Origin of the sequence: Rhodococcus koreensis, from assembly GCF_017068375.1 — a bacterium.
GTDB lineage: Bacteria > Actinomycetota > Actinomycetes > Mycobacteriales > Mycobacteriaceae > Rhodococcus_F > Rhodococcus_F koreensis.
Genome location: NZ_CP070609.1, coordinates 8,145,992 through 8,161,159, shown reverse-complemented (window position 1 = coordinate 8,161,159; position 15,168 = coordinate 8,145,992). Strand labels below are relative to the sequence as shown.

Here is a 15,168-nt window from a genome sequence, read left to right as displayed (position 1 = left end):
AGCCACCTCTCCCACGCCGAACAGCTGTTCGATAGCTTAGCCGTGGCGTCGGACGTGTCGGCGCACCAACACGCAGGAAGGCGCGGGGCGGGCGAGCACCGCTCCCCCGCCCCGCGCCGTGCGCCCGTGCGATCAGTCGTCGAGTTCGGCGAGCACCTCGTCGGAGAGGTCGACGTTGGTGTAGACGTTCTGCACGTCGTCGGACTCCTCGAGTGCGTCGACGAGCTTGAACACCTTGCGGGCCCCGTCCGCGTCGACCGGGACCTCGACGGATGCGCGGAAGTCGGCCTCGGCGGAGTCGTAGTCGATGCCCGCCTCCTGCAGAGCGCTGCGCACGGCCACGAGGTCGGTGGGCTCGCTCACGATCTCGAACGTCTCGCCCAGGTCGGTGACCTCTTCGGCGCCCGCGTCGAGGACCGCCATGAGCACGTCGTCCTCGGTCTGGTCGCCCTTCTCCAGGGTGACGACGCCCTTGCGGGCGAACAGGTAGGACACCGAACCCGGGTCGGCCATGTTTCCGCCGTTGCGGGTCATCGCGGTCCGCACCTCGCCGGCCGCACGGTTGCGGTTGTCGGTCAGACACTCGATGAGGACGGCGACGCCGTTGGGTCCGTAGCCCTCGTACATGATGGTCTGCCAGTCGGCGCCGCCCGCTTCTTCACCGGCGCCGCGCTTGCGGGCGCGCTCGATGTTGTCGTTGGGGACCGACGTCTTCTTGGCCTTCTGGATAGCGTCGTACAGGGTGGGGTTTCCCGCAGGGTCGCCACCGCCGGTACGGGCCGCCACCTCGATGTTCTTGATCAGCTTCGCGAAGGCTTTGCCACGCTTGGCATCGATCACAGCCTTCTTGTGCTTGGTGGTGGCCCATTTGGAGTGGCCGCTCATGCGATTCAAGCCCCTTTCCTGCTGCTTTTGGCACGCCGACTGCGCGGTTTCAGCTTTGACGATGTTACCCGCAGCCCGGCCACCCCTGCGCTATCCCGGGGTAACAACTCGCAAAAGTCACCATTGTTTGCATAGAATGCAAACATGTTGATGCGAGTCGACCACAGCTCCGGCACCCCACTGGGCGAACAGATCGCCGCCAATGTGCGCGGCGCGTTCCTGCGCGGCGAGATCGACGCGGGCGACCGGCTGCCCTCCGCCCGGGCACTGGCCGAGTCCATCGACGTCAACCTCCACACGGTGCTGCGCGCCTACGCCACCCTCCGCGACGAGGGGCTGATCGACCTCCGCCGGGGCCGGGGCGCGGTCGTCCGCGCCGACACAGACCCGATTCGTACCGGATTGACCGAAGCCGCACGCACTTTCGTCGCCGAGGCACGGCGCCTCGGACTCGACACCGAACAGATGCTCGACGTGATCAAGGAGACCACCGAACAATGACGACCTCCCGCACGCGCCTCCTCACCGCGACCTCGGCGGTACCCCTCCTCGCCCTCGTGATCGCGAGACTCGCGTGGGGCGGCGATCTGCCGCCGGTGGTGGCCAGCCACTGGTCCGGCACCCGACCCGACGGTTTCAGCGACACGACCACCTACTTCTGGATCGCCCTCGCCGTCTGCGCGATCGCCGCGGGCACCGCCGGCGTCGCCGCGGCCCGGATCCGCACCGACGCCGCGCTCTGGCTCCCCGCCACCGTGTTCACCGGGTGGACGGTGGCCACGACGTGGATCGTCAGCGTCGCCGCCACCGTCCGTGCGGGCTCGCCCGACGCGGCGACGCTGGGCTGGTGGATCGTGATCCCCCTGCTGGGAATCCTGTGGGCGGTCGCCACGTTCGTCCTGCTCCCCCGGCCGTCGCACGCCACGGAGAACGGCCCCGCGCCGACACTGCCCGTCCCCCTGGCGCCCGGCGAACGCGCGTCCTGGACCGGATACGCGCGCGGGCGCTGGGCGGGCGTGCTCGCTCTCGCCATGGCCGTCGCCGCGCTCGTGTCCGCGCTGGTGGGCGCACTCTGGCTCGCGGCGCTGTTCCTCGTCCTGGTGGTCGCCGGCGGCGCCTTCGCTTCCGTGACCGTGCAGGTCGACCGCACCGGGCTGAGCCTCGCGTCGTGGAACGTGCGCTGGCGGCACATCCCACTCGACGCGGTCGACGAGGCGCAGGTGACCGAGATCCGCCCCGCGGACTGGGGCGGCTGGGGATACCGCTTCTCACCGCGCGGAACCGCGGTGGTGATCCGCGGCGGCGAGGGCATCGTAGTGACCCGCGCCGGCGGCCGCCCGTTCGCCGTCACCGTCGACGGCGCCGCTCAGGGTGCGGCGCTCCTCAACTCGCTCGCCGCACCCCGTCCGGCGGGTTAGGGCGTGTCTCCCGATCCCTCTCGGGAGCGCCGAAACGGGGATCGGGGAAGATGCCCTAGACCCCGCGGACGATGTCGACGAACAACTCGTGCACTCGCCGATCCCCCGTGACCTCCGGGTGGAACGACGTCGCCACCACGGAACCCTGCCGCACGGCCACGATGCGTCCGGCGGCCGCGCCACCCGACTCGGGCACCCGGGCGAGGACCTGGACGTCGTCGCCGACGCGCTCCACCCACGGGGCCCGGATGAACACGGCCCGCATCGGGTCGCCGACGATGCCCTCGAATTCGAGGTCGGACTCGAAGGAATCGACCTGACGGCCGAATGCGTTGCGGCGCACGGTCATGTCGATGGCGCCGAGGTGCTGGGCGTCGGGTCGGGTGTCGAGGATCTCGCTCGCGAGGAGGATCATCCCGGCGCACGACCCGTAGGCGGGCAACCCGTCGCGCAGGCGGGCCTTCAGCGGCTCGAGCAGTTCGAAGATCTGCAGCAGCTTGCTCATCGTCGTCGACTCACCGCCCGGGATCACCAGGCCGTCGATCTTCTCGAGCTCCTCCGGGCGACGGATGCCCACGGCGTCGGCGCCCGAATCATTCAGTGCAGCAAGGTGTTCACGGACGTCGCCCTGCAGGGCGAGCACTCCGACGAGGGGACGGGTCATGCCATGTTTCCTGTCTCGATGTCGCGCTGGTCCTGATCGCGCTGGATGCGGGTCAACCCCTCCTGCACCACGGCGGCGACCATGGTGCCGTTCCGGTCGAACATGCGGCCCTGGGTGAGGGCGCGGCCGAAGCCGGCGGAGGGTGAGGTCTGGTCGTAGAGCAGCCACTCGTCGGCGCGGAACGGGCGCAGGAACCACATGGCGTGGTCGAGCGACGCGGTCTGGGTGACCACTCCGGGGTGCGGGACCTTCGACGCGCCGAGGAGCGTCATGTCACTGAGGTAGGCGAGGGTGCAGATGTGGAAGACCCGATCGTCGGGCAGTGTGTTGCGGTAACGCATCCACACGCGTTGCTGCGCGGCGATTCCGGGAGTCTTCCTGGTGCAGTCGGCCGGAACGATACGGACGTCCCATTCCTTCCACTCCCGGTAGAGATCGGTGGCGGCCATCTCCTCGACGGTCTGTGCGTCGACGAGCTCTTCGGGCTCGGGGACCGACGGCATCGTGTCCTGGTGCTCGATGCCCTCGTCCTGCGAGTGGAACGAGGCCGACATGGTGAAGATCGCCTTGCCGTCCTGGATGCCCGTGACGCGCCGGGTGCAGAAGGACCGGCCGTCCCGGATCCGGTCGACCAGGTACACGGTGGGTTCCGCCGGATTTCCGGGGCGCAGAAAGTACCCGTGCAGGGAGTGCACCTCGAATATCTCGTCGACGGTGCGGACGGCGGAGACGAGCGACTGACCGGCGACCTGCCCGCCGAACGTCCTCTTCAGCACGGACGGATGAACCGACCCGCGGAAGATGTCCTTCTCCAGCGCTTCGAGTTCGAGAATGTCCTCGATGCTCGCCATCCGCCCTCCTTCTGTGCCTGGTCAAGGTTATCCGCCCGGTTCGGGCTCGAGGCACCATGGGTGCCATGACGATGTTCACACCGACGAGCCCGGACGGTCTCGTCGCACTCGTCACCGAGCGTTGTCTCGCGGTGGACGGCACCGCCGTCGTCGCGATCGATGCCCCCGACGCCGCGCAGCCGCTCCCCCTCTCGGACGCGATCTGCGCGTCGCTGCGCGAACAGGGCCGGCCCTGCGACGTCGTGTCCGTCCACGACTACGTCCGGCCCGCCTCCCTGCGGTTCGAGCACGGACGCGACGACGAACTCAGCTACCGCACGCTCTGGTTCGACTACGACGCACTGAACCGGGAGGTGGTGCGGTCGGTCCGCGCCGACCGCCGGTGGTTGCCGCGGCTGTGGGACGAGGCCGAGGATCGCTCCGCCCGCTGCGCCCGCGTGCCCGCCGCCGACGGGCAGGTGCTTCTCGTGACAGGCCCGATGCTGCTCGGCCGGGACCTCGACTTCGACGTCACCGTGCAACTCCACCTGAGTGAAGGGGCCCTGCGGCGCCGTACTCCGGACGATCAACGATGGACCGTGCCCGCACTGCTGCGCCGCGCCGCCGACGTCACCGACGAACCCGACCTGCTGGTGCGGTACGACCATCCGCCGAAACCCGCGGTCCGAGCAGGCCGCTGAGCCGCTCACGTCGTGCGCAGGAACCGGGTCAGCCCTTCCTGCACCACGGCGGCGACCAGGTTCCCCTTCCGGTCGAAGATCCGTCCCTGCGCGAGAGCCCGGCCGAAGCCGGCGGCGGGCGACGTCTGGTCGTACAGCAGCCATTCGTCGGCCCGGAACGGGCGCAGGAACCACAGCGCGTGATCGAGTGAGGCACTGTCGATCTCGACACCGGGATGCGGGGTCATCGCGGAACCGATGAGCGTCATGTCGCTCATGTACGCCAGCGCGCAGACATGGAAGACGGGGTCGTCGGGCAGCGTCCTGCGGGACCGGAACCACGCCTGCTGCTGCGCGGCCGCACCGCGGATGCGGTCGACCTCGCCGTGTCCGACGATCCGGATGTCCCAGTCGGACCACTCCCGGGCCAGCCAGGCGATCTCCGGGTCGTCGGATTCGCCGGCGAACGGCAGATTGTCGGGCGGCTGGACCACGGGCATCTCGTCCTGGTGCTCGATGCCCACGTCGTCGACCTGGAAGGACGCCGACATCGTGAAGATGGCCTGGCCGTCCTGAACGGCGCTGACCCGCCGGGTGACGAACGAGCGGCCGTCCCGGATGCGGTCCACGAGGTACACGATCGGCATCGTGGGATTGCCGGGGCGGAGGAAGTAGCCGTGCAGCGAATGCACCGCGAAGCGGGGGTCGACGGTGCGGACCGCCGCCACCAGCGCCTGACCGGCCACCTGCCCGCCGAAGGTGCGGGGAAGCATGGTCTCGGTCGCTATGCCCCGGAAGATGTTCTCCTCGAGGCGTTCCACTTCCAGGATCTCTTCGATCGTCGCCATCCACGGCCCCTTCCGATGCTCGTCCGCTGACACTCTCCCACGGTCCCGGGCACCGGGCCGCACCGCACGGGCCCCGGTGGGGGCCTCGTGCGGTGCGAGCGGAGGAACAGCGCCGGGAGCGCCGACGCTCGATCAGTGATCGAGCGGGGGGATCACCAGCCGCGCTCGGCGAGCCGGTGCGGGACGGGGATGTCGTCGACGTTGATGCCGACCATCGCCTCGCCCAGCCCGCGGGACACCTTCGCGAGGACGTCCGGGTCGTCGAAGAACGTGGTCGCCTTGACGATCGCCGCGGCGCGCTCGGCCGGGTTGCCCGACTTGAAGATGCCGGAACCGACGAACACACCCTCCGCGCCGAGCTGCATCATCATCGCCGCGTCCGCCGGGGTGGCGATGCCGCCGGCGGTGAACATGGTGACCGGCAGCTTACCGGCCTTGGCGACCTCGACGACCAGGTCGTACGGGGCCTGCAGCTCCTTGGCCGCCACGTACAGCTCGTCCTCGCTCAGCGACGTCAGCCTGCGGATCTCCCCGCCGATGGTGCGCATGTGGGTGGTCGCGTTGGACACGTCCCCGGTGCCGGCCTCACCCTTCGAGCGGATCATCGCCGCACCCTCGGTGATCCGGCGCAGCGCCTCACCAAGGTTCGTGGCACCACAGACGAACGGAACGGTGAACTTCCACTTGTCGATGTGGTTGGCGTAATCGGCGGGCGTCAGGACCTCGGACTCGTCGATGTAGTCGACACCGAGCGACTGCAGGATCTGCGCCTCGACGAAGTGCCCGATCCGGGCCTTGGCCATCACCGGGATCGACACGGCGGAGATGATGCCATCGATCATGTCCGGGTCGCTCATCCGGGACACGCCGCCCTGGGCGCGGATGTCCGCGGGCACCCGCTCGAGTGCCATCACCGCAACGGCACCGGCGTCCTCGGCGATCTTCGCCTGGTCGGGGGTGACGACGTCCATGATGACCCCGCCCTTCAACATCTCGGCCATGCCACGCTTGACGCGCGCCGTACCGGTGGTGGGGGTGGTGTCGGGGGTGCTCACAGCGAACTCCTGAGGTGTGGCGTGGATTGATTGCGATAGCGGCATGCGTGAGCGACGACGTTCACGCTGCAGTACTTGATTCTAGGACGAACGCCAGTCCACTTCCGTAGCCAGTCCGCGATTGCTGGCTTTCTCCGGATCTGCGGGCGGCTCAGGTGATCGCGCGCACCTCGGGGTCGTCGGCGGCAACAGCGACCGCTTCGGCCTCGTCGAGGAGATCCGCGAGGTCGTGCGGGTACACGGCTTCGCCCGCCGCCGCCAGTTCCCGTACCGTGTCCGCGGTGCACCACCGGTGACCGGTGATGGTGCGGCTCTCGAGTTCGGTGAAGCCGCCGTGATGCGGCTCGAACCCGTCGGTGCGCAACGCGAAGAACAGCTCCTCGGACCGGATGAGCTGCCCGTTCCAGGAGAAGATCGCCACCCGACGCCACATCGGTCCGCGCAGCGACTCGGGCGACGCGGTGTGCCCGGTCTCCTCGGCGATCTCCCGGACGGCGGCCGCCCGCAGGTTCTCGCCCTTCTCGACGGCGCCGCCGATCGTGAACCAGTAGTAGATGTCGGGGACGGTGGGGTCGTGTCCACGCAGCAGCAGCACCCGGCCCTCACCGTCGAGCAGCACCACCCGGGCGGAGGTGCGGACCGAGTCGAGGGACAGTCCCTCGGTGACCGCGGCGGCGGACGAACGTTCGGTGATCTCGAAGTACGTCGGCAGCGGGGCCGTGCCCCCGAGGTGCAGCCATCGGACGGGCCGCCGGGTGCGTAGGGCGAGCGTGTCGCGGACGGCGTCGTTGTGGAATCGGCGGGCGATCAGCACCCGCGCCTCGGCGTCGGCGAGTTCCGCCACCAACTGGGGGCGCAGGGTGTCCGGGTCGAGCGACGAGAGTGCGCTGGACAACGCGTTCTCGGCGATCTCCCGGTCGGCCCGGTCCGCTCGTTCGGCCCTGGCCGCCAGCGCGGCCAGCGACCTGCCCTCGGGTGGGTCCATCGCCGCGGCCGCCGCACGGACGACCACCGCCCGGCGGGCGAGGGCAGCGTCGAGGGCCTGCCAGGACAGGTCGGAGCGGACGTGCAGGCGGTCGAGGCGGTTGGCCGTGCCGTACGCCCACAGGCCGATCGCGAGGACGACGGCCGCGACCAGCGCGAGAACCAGGATCGTGAGGGCGGAGAGCGTCACGAGCCGACCTCCCGCACGCCGTCGCGGCCGACGGTGACCGTCTCGTAGACACGCAGGATCTGCTCGGCCACCACCGGCCAGTCGTATTCGGTGACCACCGTGCGGCCGACGTCGGTGAGCGCGGCGCTGCGCTCGGGGTCGCCGAGCACCGAGTCGATCCCGGCGGCGAGCGCCGCCGCATCCCCCACCGGCACCAGCACGCCCGCCTGCCCGTCCCGCAGGACCCGGCGGAATGCGTCCAGTTCGCTCGCCACGACGGCGGCCCCGGCGGCCATCGCCTCCACCAGCACGATGCCGAAGCTCTCACCGCCGAGGTTGGGGGCGCAGTACACGTCGGCGCTCCGCAGCGCCGACGCCTTCTCGGCGTCGTCGACCTGGCCGAGCAGACGTAGATGCCCGAACACCGGGCCCGCCTCGCGGCGCAACTTGTCCTCGTCGCCGCGGCCGACCACCAGCACCTCGAGATCGGGATACTTCTCCACCAGCGCGGGCAGCGCCTTCAGGAGCACGGCCATGCCCTTGCGGGGCTCGTCGTAGCGGCCGAGGAAGAGGATGGTCTTGCCGGGGCGCGGATAGCCGGGCAGCGGTTCGGCGTGCGCGAACGCCGGGACGTCGACGCCGTTGGGGATTTCGACGGCGTCGGAGCCGAGCGATTCCACCTGCCAGCGCCGCGCGAGTTCCGATACCGCGATGCGCCCGCTGATCTTCTCCAGGTACGGCTGGAGCACACCCTGAAACGTGCTCAGCACCAACGACTTCGTGGTCGAGGTGTGGAACGTCGCCACGATGGGCCCCTCCGCCACCCGCATGGCGAGCATCGACAGGCTCGGCGCGTTGGGCTCGTGGATGTGCAGGACGTCGAAGTCGTTGTCCGAGATCCAGCGCCGGACCCGGGCACTCGCGGCGGGGCCGAAACTCAGCCGGGCCACCGAACCGTTGTAGGGAATCGCGAGGGCGCGTCCCGCCGACACGACGAAACCGGGCAGGTCGACGTCGTCGGACGCCGGCGCCAGGACGCTCACCTTGTGCCCGCGCTCGATCAGGACCTCCGCGAGGTCGACGACGTGGGCCTGCACTCCGCCCGGGACGTCGAACGAGTACGGGCAGACCATGCCGATCTTCACGAGTTCTCCATACGGGAGAGCCTCGCCTGCGACAGGTCGGACAGCCACAGCGGCTGAAGCATGTGCCAGTCCTCGGGATGTGCGGCGATGTTGGCCTCGAACCGGTCCGCCAGGACCTGGGTCGCCGCGGCCACGCCCGCGGTCGTGTCGATCGGCGGGTCGATGCGGAAACCCCACCCGCTGTCGGTGAACCAGCAGTGCACCGGCAGCAGCGGCGCACCGGTGTCGATCGCCAGCTTGGCGGGACCGGCGGGCATGCGGGTCGGTTCCCCGAAGAACGTCACCGGGACCCCCTTCTTCGCCAGGTCGCGTTCACCGAGGAGACACACGATGCCGTTGTCCCGCAGCCGCTCCGACAGTTCCACGAACGGGGGGTGCTCACCGCCGCTGAGCGGGAAGATCTCGAAGCCGAGGCCTTCGCGGTAGTCGACGAACCGCTGGTACAGCGATTCGGGTTTCAGCCGTTCGGCGACCGTGGACAGGCCACCCCAGTGCTGGGCGCACCACACACCGGCCATGTCCCAGTTGCCGCTGTGCGGAAGTGCGAGAATCGCGCCCCGGCCGGCTTCCTTCGCGGCGTCGAGGTGCTTCTGTCCCTCGATCAGCTCGTCGAGGGCGGCGCCGGTCTTCACCAGGTCCATCGACGGCAGCCGGAACGCCTCCCGCCAGTACCGTGCGTAGGACCGCATCGACGCCCGCATCAGCGCATCGGGCACCTCGGCGGGGGTCACCCCCAGCACCCGGGCGAGGTTGCGGCGCAACTGGTCCGGGCCGCCGTTCCGGACGGCGAAGTCGGCTCCCCTGTCGAACAGGGTGACCGCGGCCTTCTCGGGCAGGGCACGCACCAGCCGCCAGCCTGCCGCGTACCCCAGGTCGCTGAGGCGTTCGGACACGCCGCTCACTGCGCGGTCGCCTGTCCGTCTTCCGGCGTCGGATCTGCGGGCGGCAGGGGCAGCACGTCCCGCGCCCCCGGCGACCGGCGGACCGCCAGAACCCGCTGGAACACGGTGATCACGCTGCCCGCCGACAGCAACCACATCGCGACGTGCACGGCCCACGGCACTCCGAGCCCGGTGACGCCGGCGCCGACGAGCACGATGATCAGCCGATCGGGCCGTTCGATGAGGCCGCCGTCGGCGGACAGTCCGCTCGCCTCGGCGCGCGCCTTGGCGTACGAGATCACCTGCGACGTGACGAGGCACAGCAGCGTCGCGATCAGCAGCGGCTTGCTGTTCTCGTGGTAGACGGCCCACCAGGCGAGGCCGGCGAAGATCGCGCCGTCGGCTACCCGGTCGCAGGTGGCGTCGAGCACGGCGCCGTACCTGGTCCCGCCGCCCCGCGCGCGTGCCATCGCGCCGTCCAGCATGTCGAACATCACGAACAGCCAGATGAACATCGCTCCCCAGAACAGATGTCCGCTGGGAAACAGTGTGACCGCACCCGCCACGGTCGCGACGGTGCCGATGACGGTGACGGAATCGGGGGTGAGCCCGGTCTTGACCAGGGCCTTCCCCAGCGGCGCCGTCACCTTGGACACCGATGCCCGCCCGAAGAAGCTCAGCACCTCTCCACCCCGTTCTTCACTTCCCGACAGGAACCCCGAACGCGTGAGTCAGCGACTCGCGCGTCATTCATCTATCGCGTCATTCATTCCAGGCCTTCGCCAGCAGCCCCCGGGTCTCGCGCAGCAATTGCGGCATGACCTTGACCCCGGCGAGGACCGTGATGAAGTTCGCGTCTCCGCCCCAGCGCGGAACGATGTGCTGATGCAGGTGCTCGGCGAGCGAACCACCCGCCGCCGCACCGAGATTGAGGCCGACGTTGAAACCGTCCGGCCGCGACACCCGCTTGATCACGCGCAGCGCCTGCTGTGTGAACGACATCAGCTCGGCGCTTTCCTCTTCCGTCAGGTCCTCGAGCGCCGCGACCTTGCGGTAGGGCACCACCATCAGGTGCCCCGGGTTGTACGGGTACAGGTTGAGCACCGCGTACACGTGCTCCCCGCGGGCGACGATCAGCCCGTCCTCGTCGTCCATCTTCGGGATGTCGATGAACGGCTCGTTCGGGGTGTCCCGCGACTTCGGCGTCTCGGCGATGTACGACATGCGGTGCGGCGACCAGATCCGCTGAAGGTGATCGGGCTCGCCGGGGCCGCGGTCGACCAGGCGGCCGGGGCCGCCGAGCATCTCGTCGGCCGTCAGGTCGTCACCTCCGGTCATGTGCGTCACCCTTCCTGACCGGATTGCAGCAGTTCCGCGGTCGGCGAGGCGTTCTCGCGGCGGCCGATCCACTCGGTGACGATGCGCACGGCGTCGTCCACGGACACCCCGTTGACCTGGGTGCCGTCGCGGAATCGGAAGCTTACGGCGCCGGCTTCGACGTCGCGCGCACCCGCCAGCAGCATGAACGGCACCTTCTGCGCCGTGTGGTTGAAGATCTTCTTCTGCATGCGGTCGTCGCTCGCGTCGACCTCGGCGCGGACACCGGCGGCCTTCAGCCGCTTCACCACGTCGAAGAGGTGATCGGCGAACGTCTCGGCCACCGGGATGCCGACCACCTGGACGGGCGCCAGCCAGGCGGGGAACGCACCCGCGTAGTGCTCGGTGAGCACACCGAAGAACCGTTCGATGGAGCCGAACAGGGCCCGGTGGATCATCACCGGCCGCTGCTTGGTGCCGTCGTTGGCGGTGTATTCGAGGTCGAACCGCTCGGGCAGGTTGAAGTCGAGCTGAATGGTCGACATCTGCCAGGTGCGCCCCAGGGCGTCCTGCACCTGCACCGAGATCTTCGGGCCGTAGAACGCGGCGCCACCCGGATCGGGAACGAGGTTCAGCCCCGACGACTCCGCGACCTCGGCCAGCGTCGCTGTCGCTTCCTCCCACACGGCGTCGTCGCCGACGAACTTGTCCGGGTTCTTGGTGGACAGCTCGAGGTAGAAGTCGTCCAGTCCGTAGTCCTTCAGCAGGCCGAGGACGAACTGCAGGGTGGTCGCCAGTTCGTCGCGCATCTGCTCGCGGGTGCAGTAGATGTGCGCGTCGTCCTGCGTCATGCCCCGCACGCGGGTCAGTCCGTGGACGACACCCGACTTCTCGTACCGGTACACCGAACCGAACTCGAAGAGCCGCAACGGCAGTTCGCGGTACGACCGTCCGCGGGACCGGAAGATGAGGTTGTGCATCGGGCAGTTCATCGGCTTGAGGTAGTAGTCCTGGCCCGGCTTGCGCACGGTGCCGTCCTCGTTCAGTTCCTCGTCGATGTGCATCGCGGGGAACATGCCGTCGCGGTACCAGTCCAGGTGACCCGACACCTCGTAGAGGTGGCCCTTGGTGATGTGGGGGGTGTTGACGAACTCGTACCCCTCCTCGACGTGGCGCTTGCGGGAGTAGTCCTCCATCTCGGTGCGGATGATCCCGCCCCGGGGATGGAACACGGGCAGTCCCGAGCCGAGCTCGTCGGGGAAGCTGAACAGGTCGAGTTCCGACCCCAGTTTGCGGTGGTCGCGGCGCTCGGCCTCGGCGAGCAGTTCCAGGTGCTGCTCCTGCGCCTCCGCCGACTCCCACGCGGTGCCGTAGATGCGCTGGAGGTCGGCGTTGTCCTGGTTGCCGCGCCAGTACGCCGCCGAGCTGCGGGTGAGCTTGAACGCGGGGATGTGCTTGGTGGTGGGAATGTGCGGGCCGCGGCACAGGTCACCCCACACCTTCTCGCCGGTCCGCGGGTCCAGGTTGTCGTAGATGGTGAGCTCGTTGCCGCCCACCTCCATGATCTCCGGATCGTCGATTCCCGACTTGTCGTCGATGAGTTCGAGCTTGAAGGGCTCGTTCGCCAGTTCGGCGCGGGCCTCCTCCAGCGAATCGACGACGCGGCGCGAGAACCGCTGTGATCCCTTGACGATCTTCTTCATCCGCTTCTCGAGGTTCGCGAGGTCCTCGGGAGTGAAGGGGCGTTCGACGGCGAAGTCGTAGTAGAAGCCGTCCTTGATCGGCGGGCCGATGCCGAGTTTGGCCTCGGGGAATTCCTGCTGGACAGCCTGCGCGAGCACGTGCGCCGCCGAGTGGCGGATGACGCTGCGGCCGTCGTCGGTGTTCGCCGCGACCGGTTCGACCTCGACGTCGGCGTCGGGCACCCAGGACAGGTCCTTGAGCTGGCCCTCGGCGTCACGGACCACGACGACGACGTCCGGGCCCTTGCTCGGGTAGCCGGCCTCCCGAACCGCTGTACCGGCCGTCGTCCCCGCGGGCACCCGGACGAGGGTGGCTGGGGCGGCGGATGCGGGGGTGCTCACGGCGATGTTCTCCTAGGTGAGGTGTGCGGTGCAGACATGGTGAATGTGCCAGCCCATGTTATCGGCCCAGCACTGACACCCAATCATGCGTCCGGCTAGAGCGGGCTCTCCAGCCACGGGTAGTCGAGGCCGATCCACGTCCCGACGAGCCCGAACGTCCCGAGCAACCACAGCGTGGCGAGGACGACGGCACACGTCAGCAACGCGCCCGCCCCCTTGACCACCAGCGACTGCCGCGAGAACCAGTCCATGAACTTGTCGTAGCGCTGCCGCGCGTAGTGCAGCAACCGGTGCGCCCACGCGAACTCGGACGCGAGGATGCCGAGCCCCGCGAATACGATCAGCCAGCCGGGGCCGGGGTACGGGATCGCGACGATCCCGGCGGCGAGCACGAGAACGCCGATCACCCCCACCACGATGCGGTACGCCAGGTTGAGGCTCGGGCGCGCGGCGACGTGTGCCCGCCACCGGCGCCAGCGGCTCTCCGCTTCCTGGAACGGGGACAGATCCGAGTCGTCCACATCCCCGTTCTCGGGCGCGGGTCCCGGTCGAGCTTCTCTGCTGGTCACCAGTCCACCCTACCGACCGCGACCTGCGGTCACCCCTTCACACAGACGACCTGCCGCAGGTGTGCCACGACCTCGACGAGATCGGCCTGCGCTTCGATCACCTGCTCGATGTCCTTGTAGGCGCCGGGGATCTCGTCGATCACGCCGGCGTCCTTGCGCGACTCGACGCCGGACGTCTGCCGCACCAGGTCGTCGACGGTGAACCTCTTCTTCGCCTTGGTGCGGCTCATCGTCCGTCCCGCCCCGTGCGACGCCGAATTGAACGACAACTCGGAGCCCAGGCCCCGCACCACGTAGGAACCGGTGCCCATCGACCCGGGGATGAGTCCGAGATCACCCCGGCCCGCCCGGATCGCGCCCTTACGCGTGACGAGCATCGGCTCGCCGTCGACGATCTCCTCCGACACATAGTTGTGGTGACAGGAGATCGGCTCGTCGAAGCGCACCGTCCTGCCGGGCAGGGACTGCCGGAAGGCCTGCATCACCAACGTGAGCATGACGGCACGGTTCCGGGCCGCGTATTCCTGCGCCCACGTCAGGTCGTGGCGGTACGCGTCCATCTCCTTGCTGCCTGCGAGGAACACCGCGAGATCGCGATCGACCAGCCGCTGGTTGTGCGGCAGGGCCCGCGCCACCGCGATGTGCCGCTCCGCCAGCTCCTTACCGATGTTGCGTGACCCGGAGTGCAGCATCAGCCAGACCTCGTCGGCGTCCGACAGGCACACCTCGATGAAGTGGTTGCCGCCGCCGAGGGTGCCGATCTGCTTCATCGCCCGCGACTCCCGGGACTGCACGCCGGAATGCAGGTCGCCGAACTCCTGCCAGAAGCGGTGCCACCCCTTCTTCACTCCCCCGGCATCCGTACCCAGCGCGCCGACGTTCACCGAGTGCTCGTGCATGGCGAAACCGACGGGCACCGCCCGCTCGATGTGCGACCTCATCGACCGCAGGCTGTCGGGCAGGTCGCCCGCGGTCACATCGGTCCGGACCGCCGTCATTCCGCAGCCGATGTCGACGCCGACCGCCGCGGGGGCGACCGCCGCCCGCATCGCGATGACGGAACCGACCGTCGCGCCCTTGCCCACGTGGACGTCGGGCATGACGCGGACCCCGTGCACCCACGGCAGGTCCGCCATGTTCCGCAGCTGCTGCAACGCCGCCTGCTCGATGGTCTGCTCCTCCGCCCACATCAATGTCGGCGCGGTGGTGCCTTCCAGCCTCACGGGGAACATGGGACTTCAATCCTTCGGTAGCGGATCACCCGGGAAATTTCGGCCGGCTCAGTTCATTGTCCGTCGCGCCGGAGAGTGGCAACAACCGATTTTCCGAGTGCGCACACGAAAAAGAAGAGGCCGTTTCCGATTTCGGAAACGACCTCTTCTCTCGGTGGTCCCGGCTGGGATCGAACCAGCGACCTTCCCGGTGTGAACGGGACGCTCTTCCACTGAGCCACGGGACCGAGGCGCGCCAGACACTCGCGCTCGAACGAGTTGGAACATTAACAGACCCGGCGGCCGAACGAAAATCACCCCGATGGGATTCGTGTGGGATTCGTGCCGGACCCCGCATACGGCGCGCCCGCGACCCGGTCCCGTTCACACGCAGTTCACCGTCTGATGCCTTGACCTGCAGATTTGTA

General features: G+C 69.0%; 16 protein-coding genes and 1 tRNA gene. 3 read left to right on the top strand and 14 right to left on the bottom strand.

Features of this window, described 5'->3' with window-relative positions; translation table 11 throughout:
* Positions 1-132: 132 nt before the first annotated feature.
* Positions 133-885, bottom strand: coding sequence for a YebC/PmpR family DNA-binding transcriptional regulator (locus JWS14_RS37130; protein WP_072942248.1), 753 nt, complete (start codon positions 883-885; stop codon positions 133-135).
* Positions 886-1,029: 144 nt separating this feature from the next.
* On the opposite strand from JWS14_RS37130, the gene JWS14_RS37125 reads away from it, so the two are divergent.
* Together JWS14_RS37125 and JWS14_RS37120 are read left to right on the top strand one after the other, a co-directional pair.
* Entirely contained in the window at positions 1,030-1,386 is a 357-nt protein-coding gene (locus tag JWS14_RS37125; protein ID WP_206015399.1) for a GntR family transcriptional regulator, read from the top strand.
* The gene (locus JWS14_RS37120; RefSeq protein WP_206015398.1) at positions 1,383-2,303 is read left to right on the top strand and encodes a hypothetical protein; all 921 of its coding nucleotides are present in this window, start codon (positions 1,383-1,385) and stop codon (positions 2,301-2,303) included. The genes JWS14_RS37125 and JWS14_RS37120 overlap by 4 nt, the downstream gene beginning before the upstream one ends.
* Before the next feature lie 55 nt (positions 2,304-2,358).
* Here JWS14_RS37120 and pdxT read toward each other — a convergent pair whose 3' ends face one another.
* Together pdxT and JWS14_RS37110 are read right to left on the bottom strand one after the other, a co-directional pair.
* Positions 2,359-2,967 (bottom strand): pyridoxal 5'-phosphate synthase glutaminase subunit PdxT, encoded by a 609-nt coding sequence (gene pdxT / locus JWS14_RS37115; protein ID WP_087555886.1) that lies wholly within the window; start codon positions 2,965-2,967, stop codon positions 2,359-2,361.
* Positions 2,964-3,818: an acyl-CoA thioesterase gene (locus JWS14_RS37110; protein ID WP_206015397.1), complete on the bottom strand. Its 855-nt coding sequence runs from the start codon at positions 3,816-3,818 to the stop codon at positions 2,964-2,966. The genes pdxT and JWS14_RS37110 overlap by 4 nt, the downstream gene beginning before the upstream one ends.
* A 56-nt stretch (positions 3,819-3,874) precedes the next feature.
* Between JWS14_RS37110 and JWS14_RS37105 the strand changes: the two genes are divergently transcribed.
* Positions 3,875-4,498 carry a nucleoside/nucleotide kinase family protein gene (locus JWS14_RS37105; protein WP_095860660.1) on the top strand — a complete coding sequence of 208 codons (624 nt, stop codon included), beginning with the start codon at positions 3,875-3,877 and terminating at the stop codon, positions 4,496-4,498.
* A gap of 5 nt (positions 4,499-4,503) precedes the next feature.
* Here JWS14_RS37105 and JWS14_RS37100 read toward each other — a convergent pair whose 3' ends face one another.
* From JWS14_RS37100 to JWS14_RS37050, 11 genes are all read right to left on the bottom strand, one after another.
* Entirely contained in the window at positions 4,504-5,325 is an 822-nt protein-coding gene (locus tag JWS14_RS37100; protein ID WP_206015396.1) for an acyl-CoA thioesterase, read from the bottom strand.
* Between the two features lie 152 nt (positions 5,326-5,477).
* Complete coding sequence (gene pdxS, locus JWS14_RS37095) at positions 5,478-6,380, bottom strand: pyridoxal 5'-phosphate synthase lyase subunit PdxS (RefSeq protein ID WP_015890540.1); 903 nt, start codon at positions 6,378-6,380, stop codon at positions 5,478-5,480.
* A gap of 151 nt (positions 6,381-6,531) precedes the next feature.
* The gene (locus tag JWS14_RS37090; protein ID WP_206015395.1) at positions 6,532-7,554 is read right to left on the bottom strand and encodes an NUDIX hydrolase; all 1,023 of its coding nucleotides are present in this window, start codon (positions 7,552-7,554) and stop codon (positions 6,532-6,534) included.
* Entirely contained in the window at positions 7,551-8,678 is a 1,128-nt protein-coding gene (locus JWS14_RS37085; protein WP_095860662.1) for a glycosyltransferase family 4 protein, read from the bottom strand. Before JWS14_RS37085 ends, JWS14_RS37090 begins: the two co-directional genes overlap by 4 nt.
* The gene (locus JWS14_RS37080) at positions 8,675-9,580 is read right to left on the bottom strand and encodes a phosphatidylinositol mannoside acyltransferase (RefSeq protein ID WP_072942266.1); all 906 of its coding nucleotides are present in this window, start codon (positions 9,578-9,580) and stop codon (positions 8,675-8,677) included. Before JWS14_RS37080 ends, JWS14_RS37085 begins: the two co-directional genes overlap by 4 nt.
* Positions 9,577-10,242 (bottom strand): phosphatidylinositol phosphate synthase, encoded by a 666-nt coding sequence (gene pgsA / locus JWS14_RS37075; protein ID WP_072942268.1) that lies wholly within the window; start codon positions 10,240-10,242, stop codon positions 9,577-9,579. Before pgsA ends, JWS14_RS37080 begins: the two co-directional genes overlap by 4 nt.
* 79 nt (positions 10,243-10,321) lie before the next feature.
* The gene (locus JWS14_RS37070; protein WP_072942269.1) at positions 10,322-10,897 is read right to left on the bottom strand and encodes an ATP adenylyltransferase; all 576 of its coding nucleotides are present in this window, start codon (positions 10,895-10,897) and stop codon (positions 10,322-10,324) included.
* Positions 10,898-10,902: 5 nt separating this feature from the next.
* Positions 10,903-12,960 (bottom strand): threonine--tRNA ligase, encoded by a 2,058-nt coding sequence (gene thrS / locus JWS14_RS37065; RefSeq protein WP_072942271.1) that lies wholly within the window; start codon positions 12,958-12,960, stop codon positions 10,903-10,905.
* Between the two features lie 95 nt (positions 12,961-13,055).
* Entirely contained in the window at positions 13,056-13,481 is a 426-nt protein-coding gene (locus tag JWS14_RS37060; RefSeq protein ID WP_072942273.1) for a TIGR02611 family protein, read from the bottom strand.
* A 77-nt stretch (positions 13,482-13,558) separates the two neighbouring features.
* Entirely contained in the window at positions 13,559-14,761 is a 1,203-nt protein-coding gene (locus JWS14_RS37055; protein ID WP_072942275.1) for an RtcB family protein, read from the bottom strand.
* 155 nt (positions 14,762-14,916) lie between these two features.
* A tRNA-Val gene (locus tag JWS14_RS37050) sits at positions 14,917-14,988 on the bottom strand.
* Positions 14,989-15,168 lie beyond the last annotated feature (180 nt).

Coding starts and splice junctions, on each gene's coding strand:
- JWS14_RS37110 (WP_206015397.1), bottom strand. CDS start 3,818: ATGGCGAGCATCGAGGACATTCTCGAACTCGAAGCGCTGGAGAAGGAC.
- JWS14_RS37070 (WP_072942269.1), bottom strand. CDS start 10,897: ATGACCGGAGGTGACGACCTGACGGCCGACGAGATGCTCGGCGGCCCC.
- JWS14_RS37105 (WP_095860660.1), top strand. CDS start 3,875: ATGGGTGCCATGACGATGTTCACACCGACGAGCCCGGACGGTCTCGTC.
- JWS14_RS37120 (WP_206015398.1), top strand. CDS start 1,383: ATGACGACCTCCCGCACGCGCCTCCTCACCGCGACCTCGGCGGTACCC.
- JWS14_RS37100 (WP_206015396.1), bottom strand. CDS start 5,325: ATGGCGACGATCGAAGAGATCCTGGAAGTGGAACGCCTCGAGGAGAAC.
- JWS14_RS37055 (WP_072942275.1), bottom strand. CDS start 14,761: ATGTTCCCCGTGAGGCTGGAAGGCACCACCGCGCCGACATTGATGTGG.
- JWS14_RS37130 (WP_072942248.1), bottom strand. CDS start 885: ATGAGCGGCCACTCCAAATGGGCCACCACCAAGCACAAGAAGGCTGTG.
- pdxT (WP_087555886.1), bottom strand. CDS start 2,967: ATGACCCGTCCCCTCGTCGGAGTGCTCGCCCTGCAGGGCGACGTCCGT.
- JWS14_RS37125 (WP_206015399.1), top strand. CDS start 1,030: ATGTTGATGCGAGTCGACCACAGCTCCGGCACCCCACTGGGCGAACAG.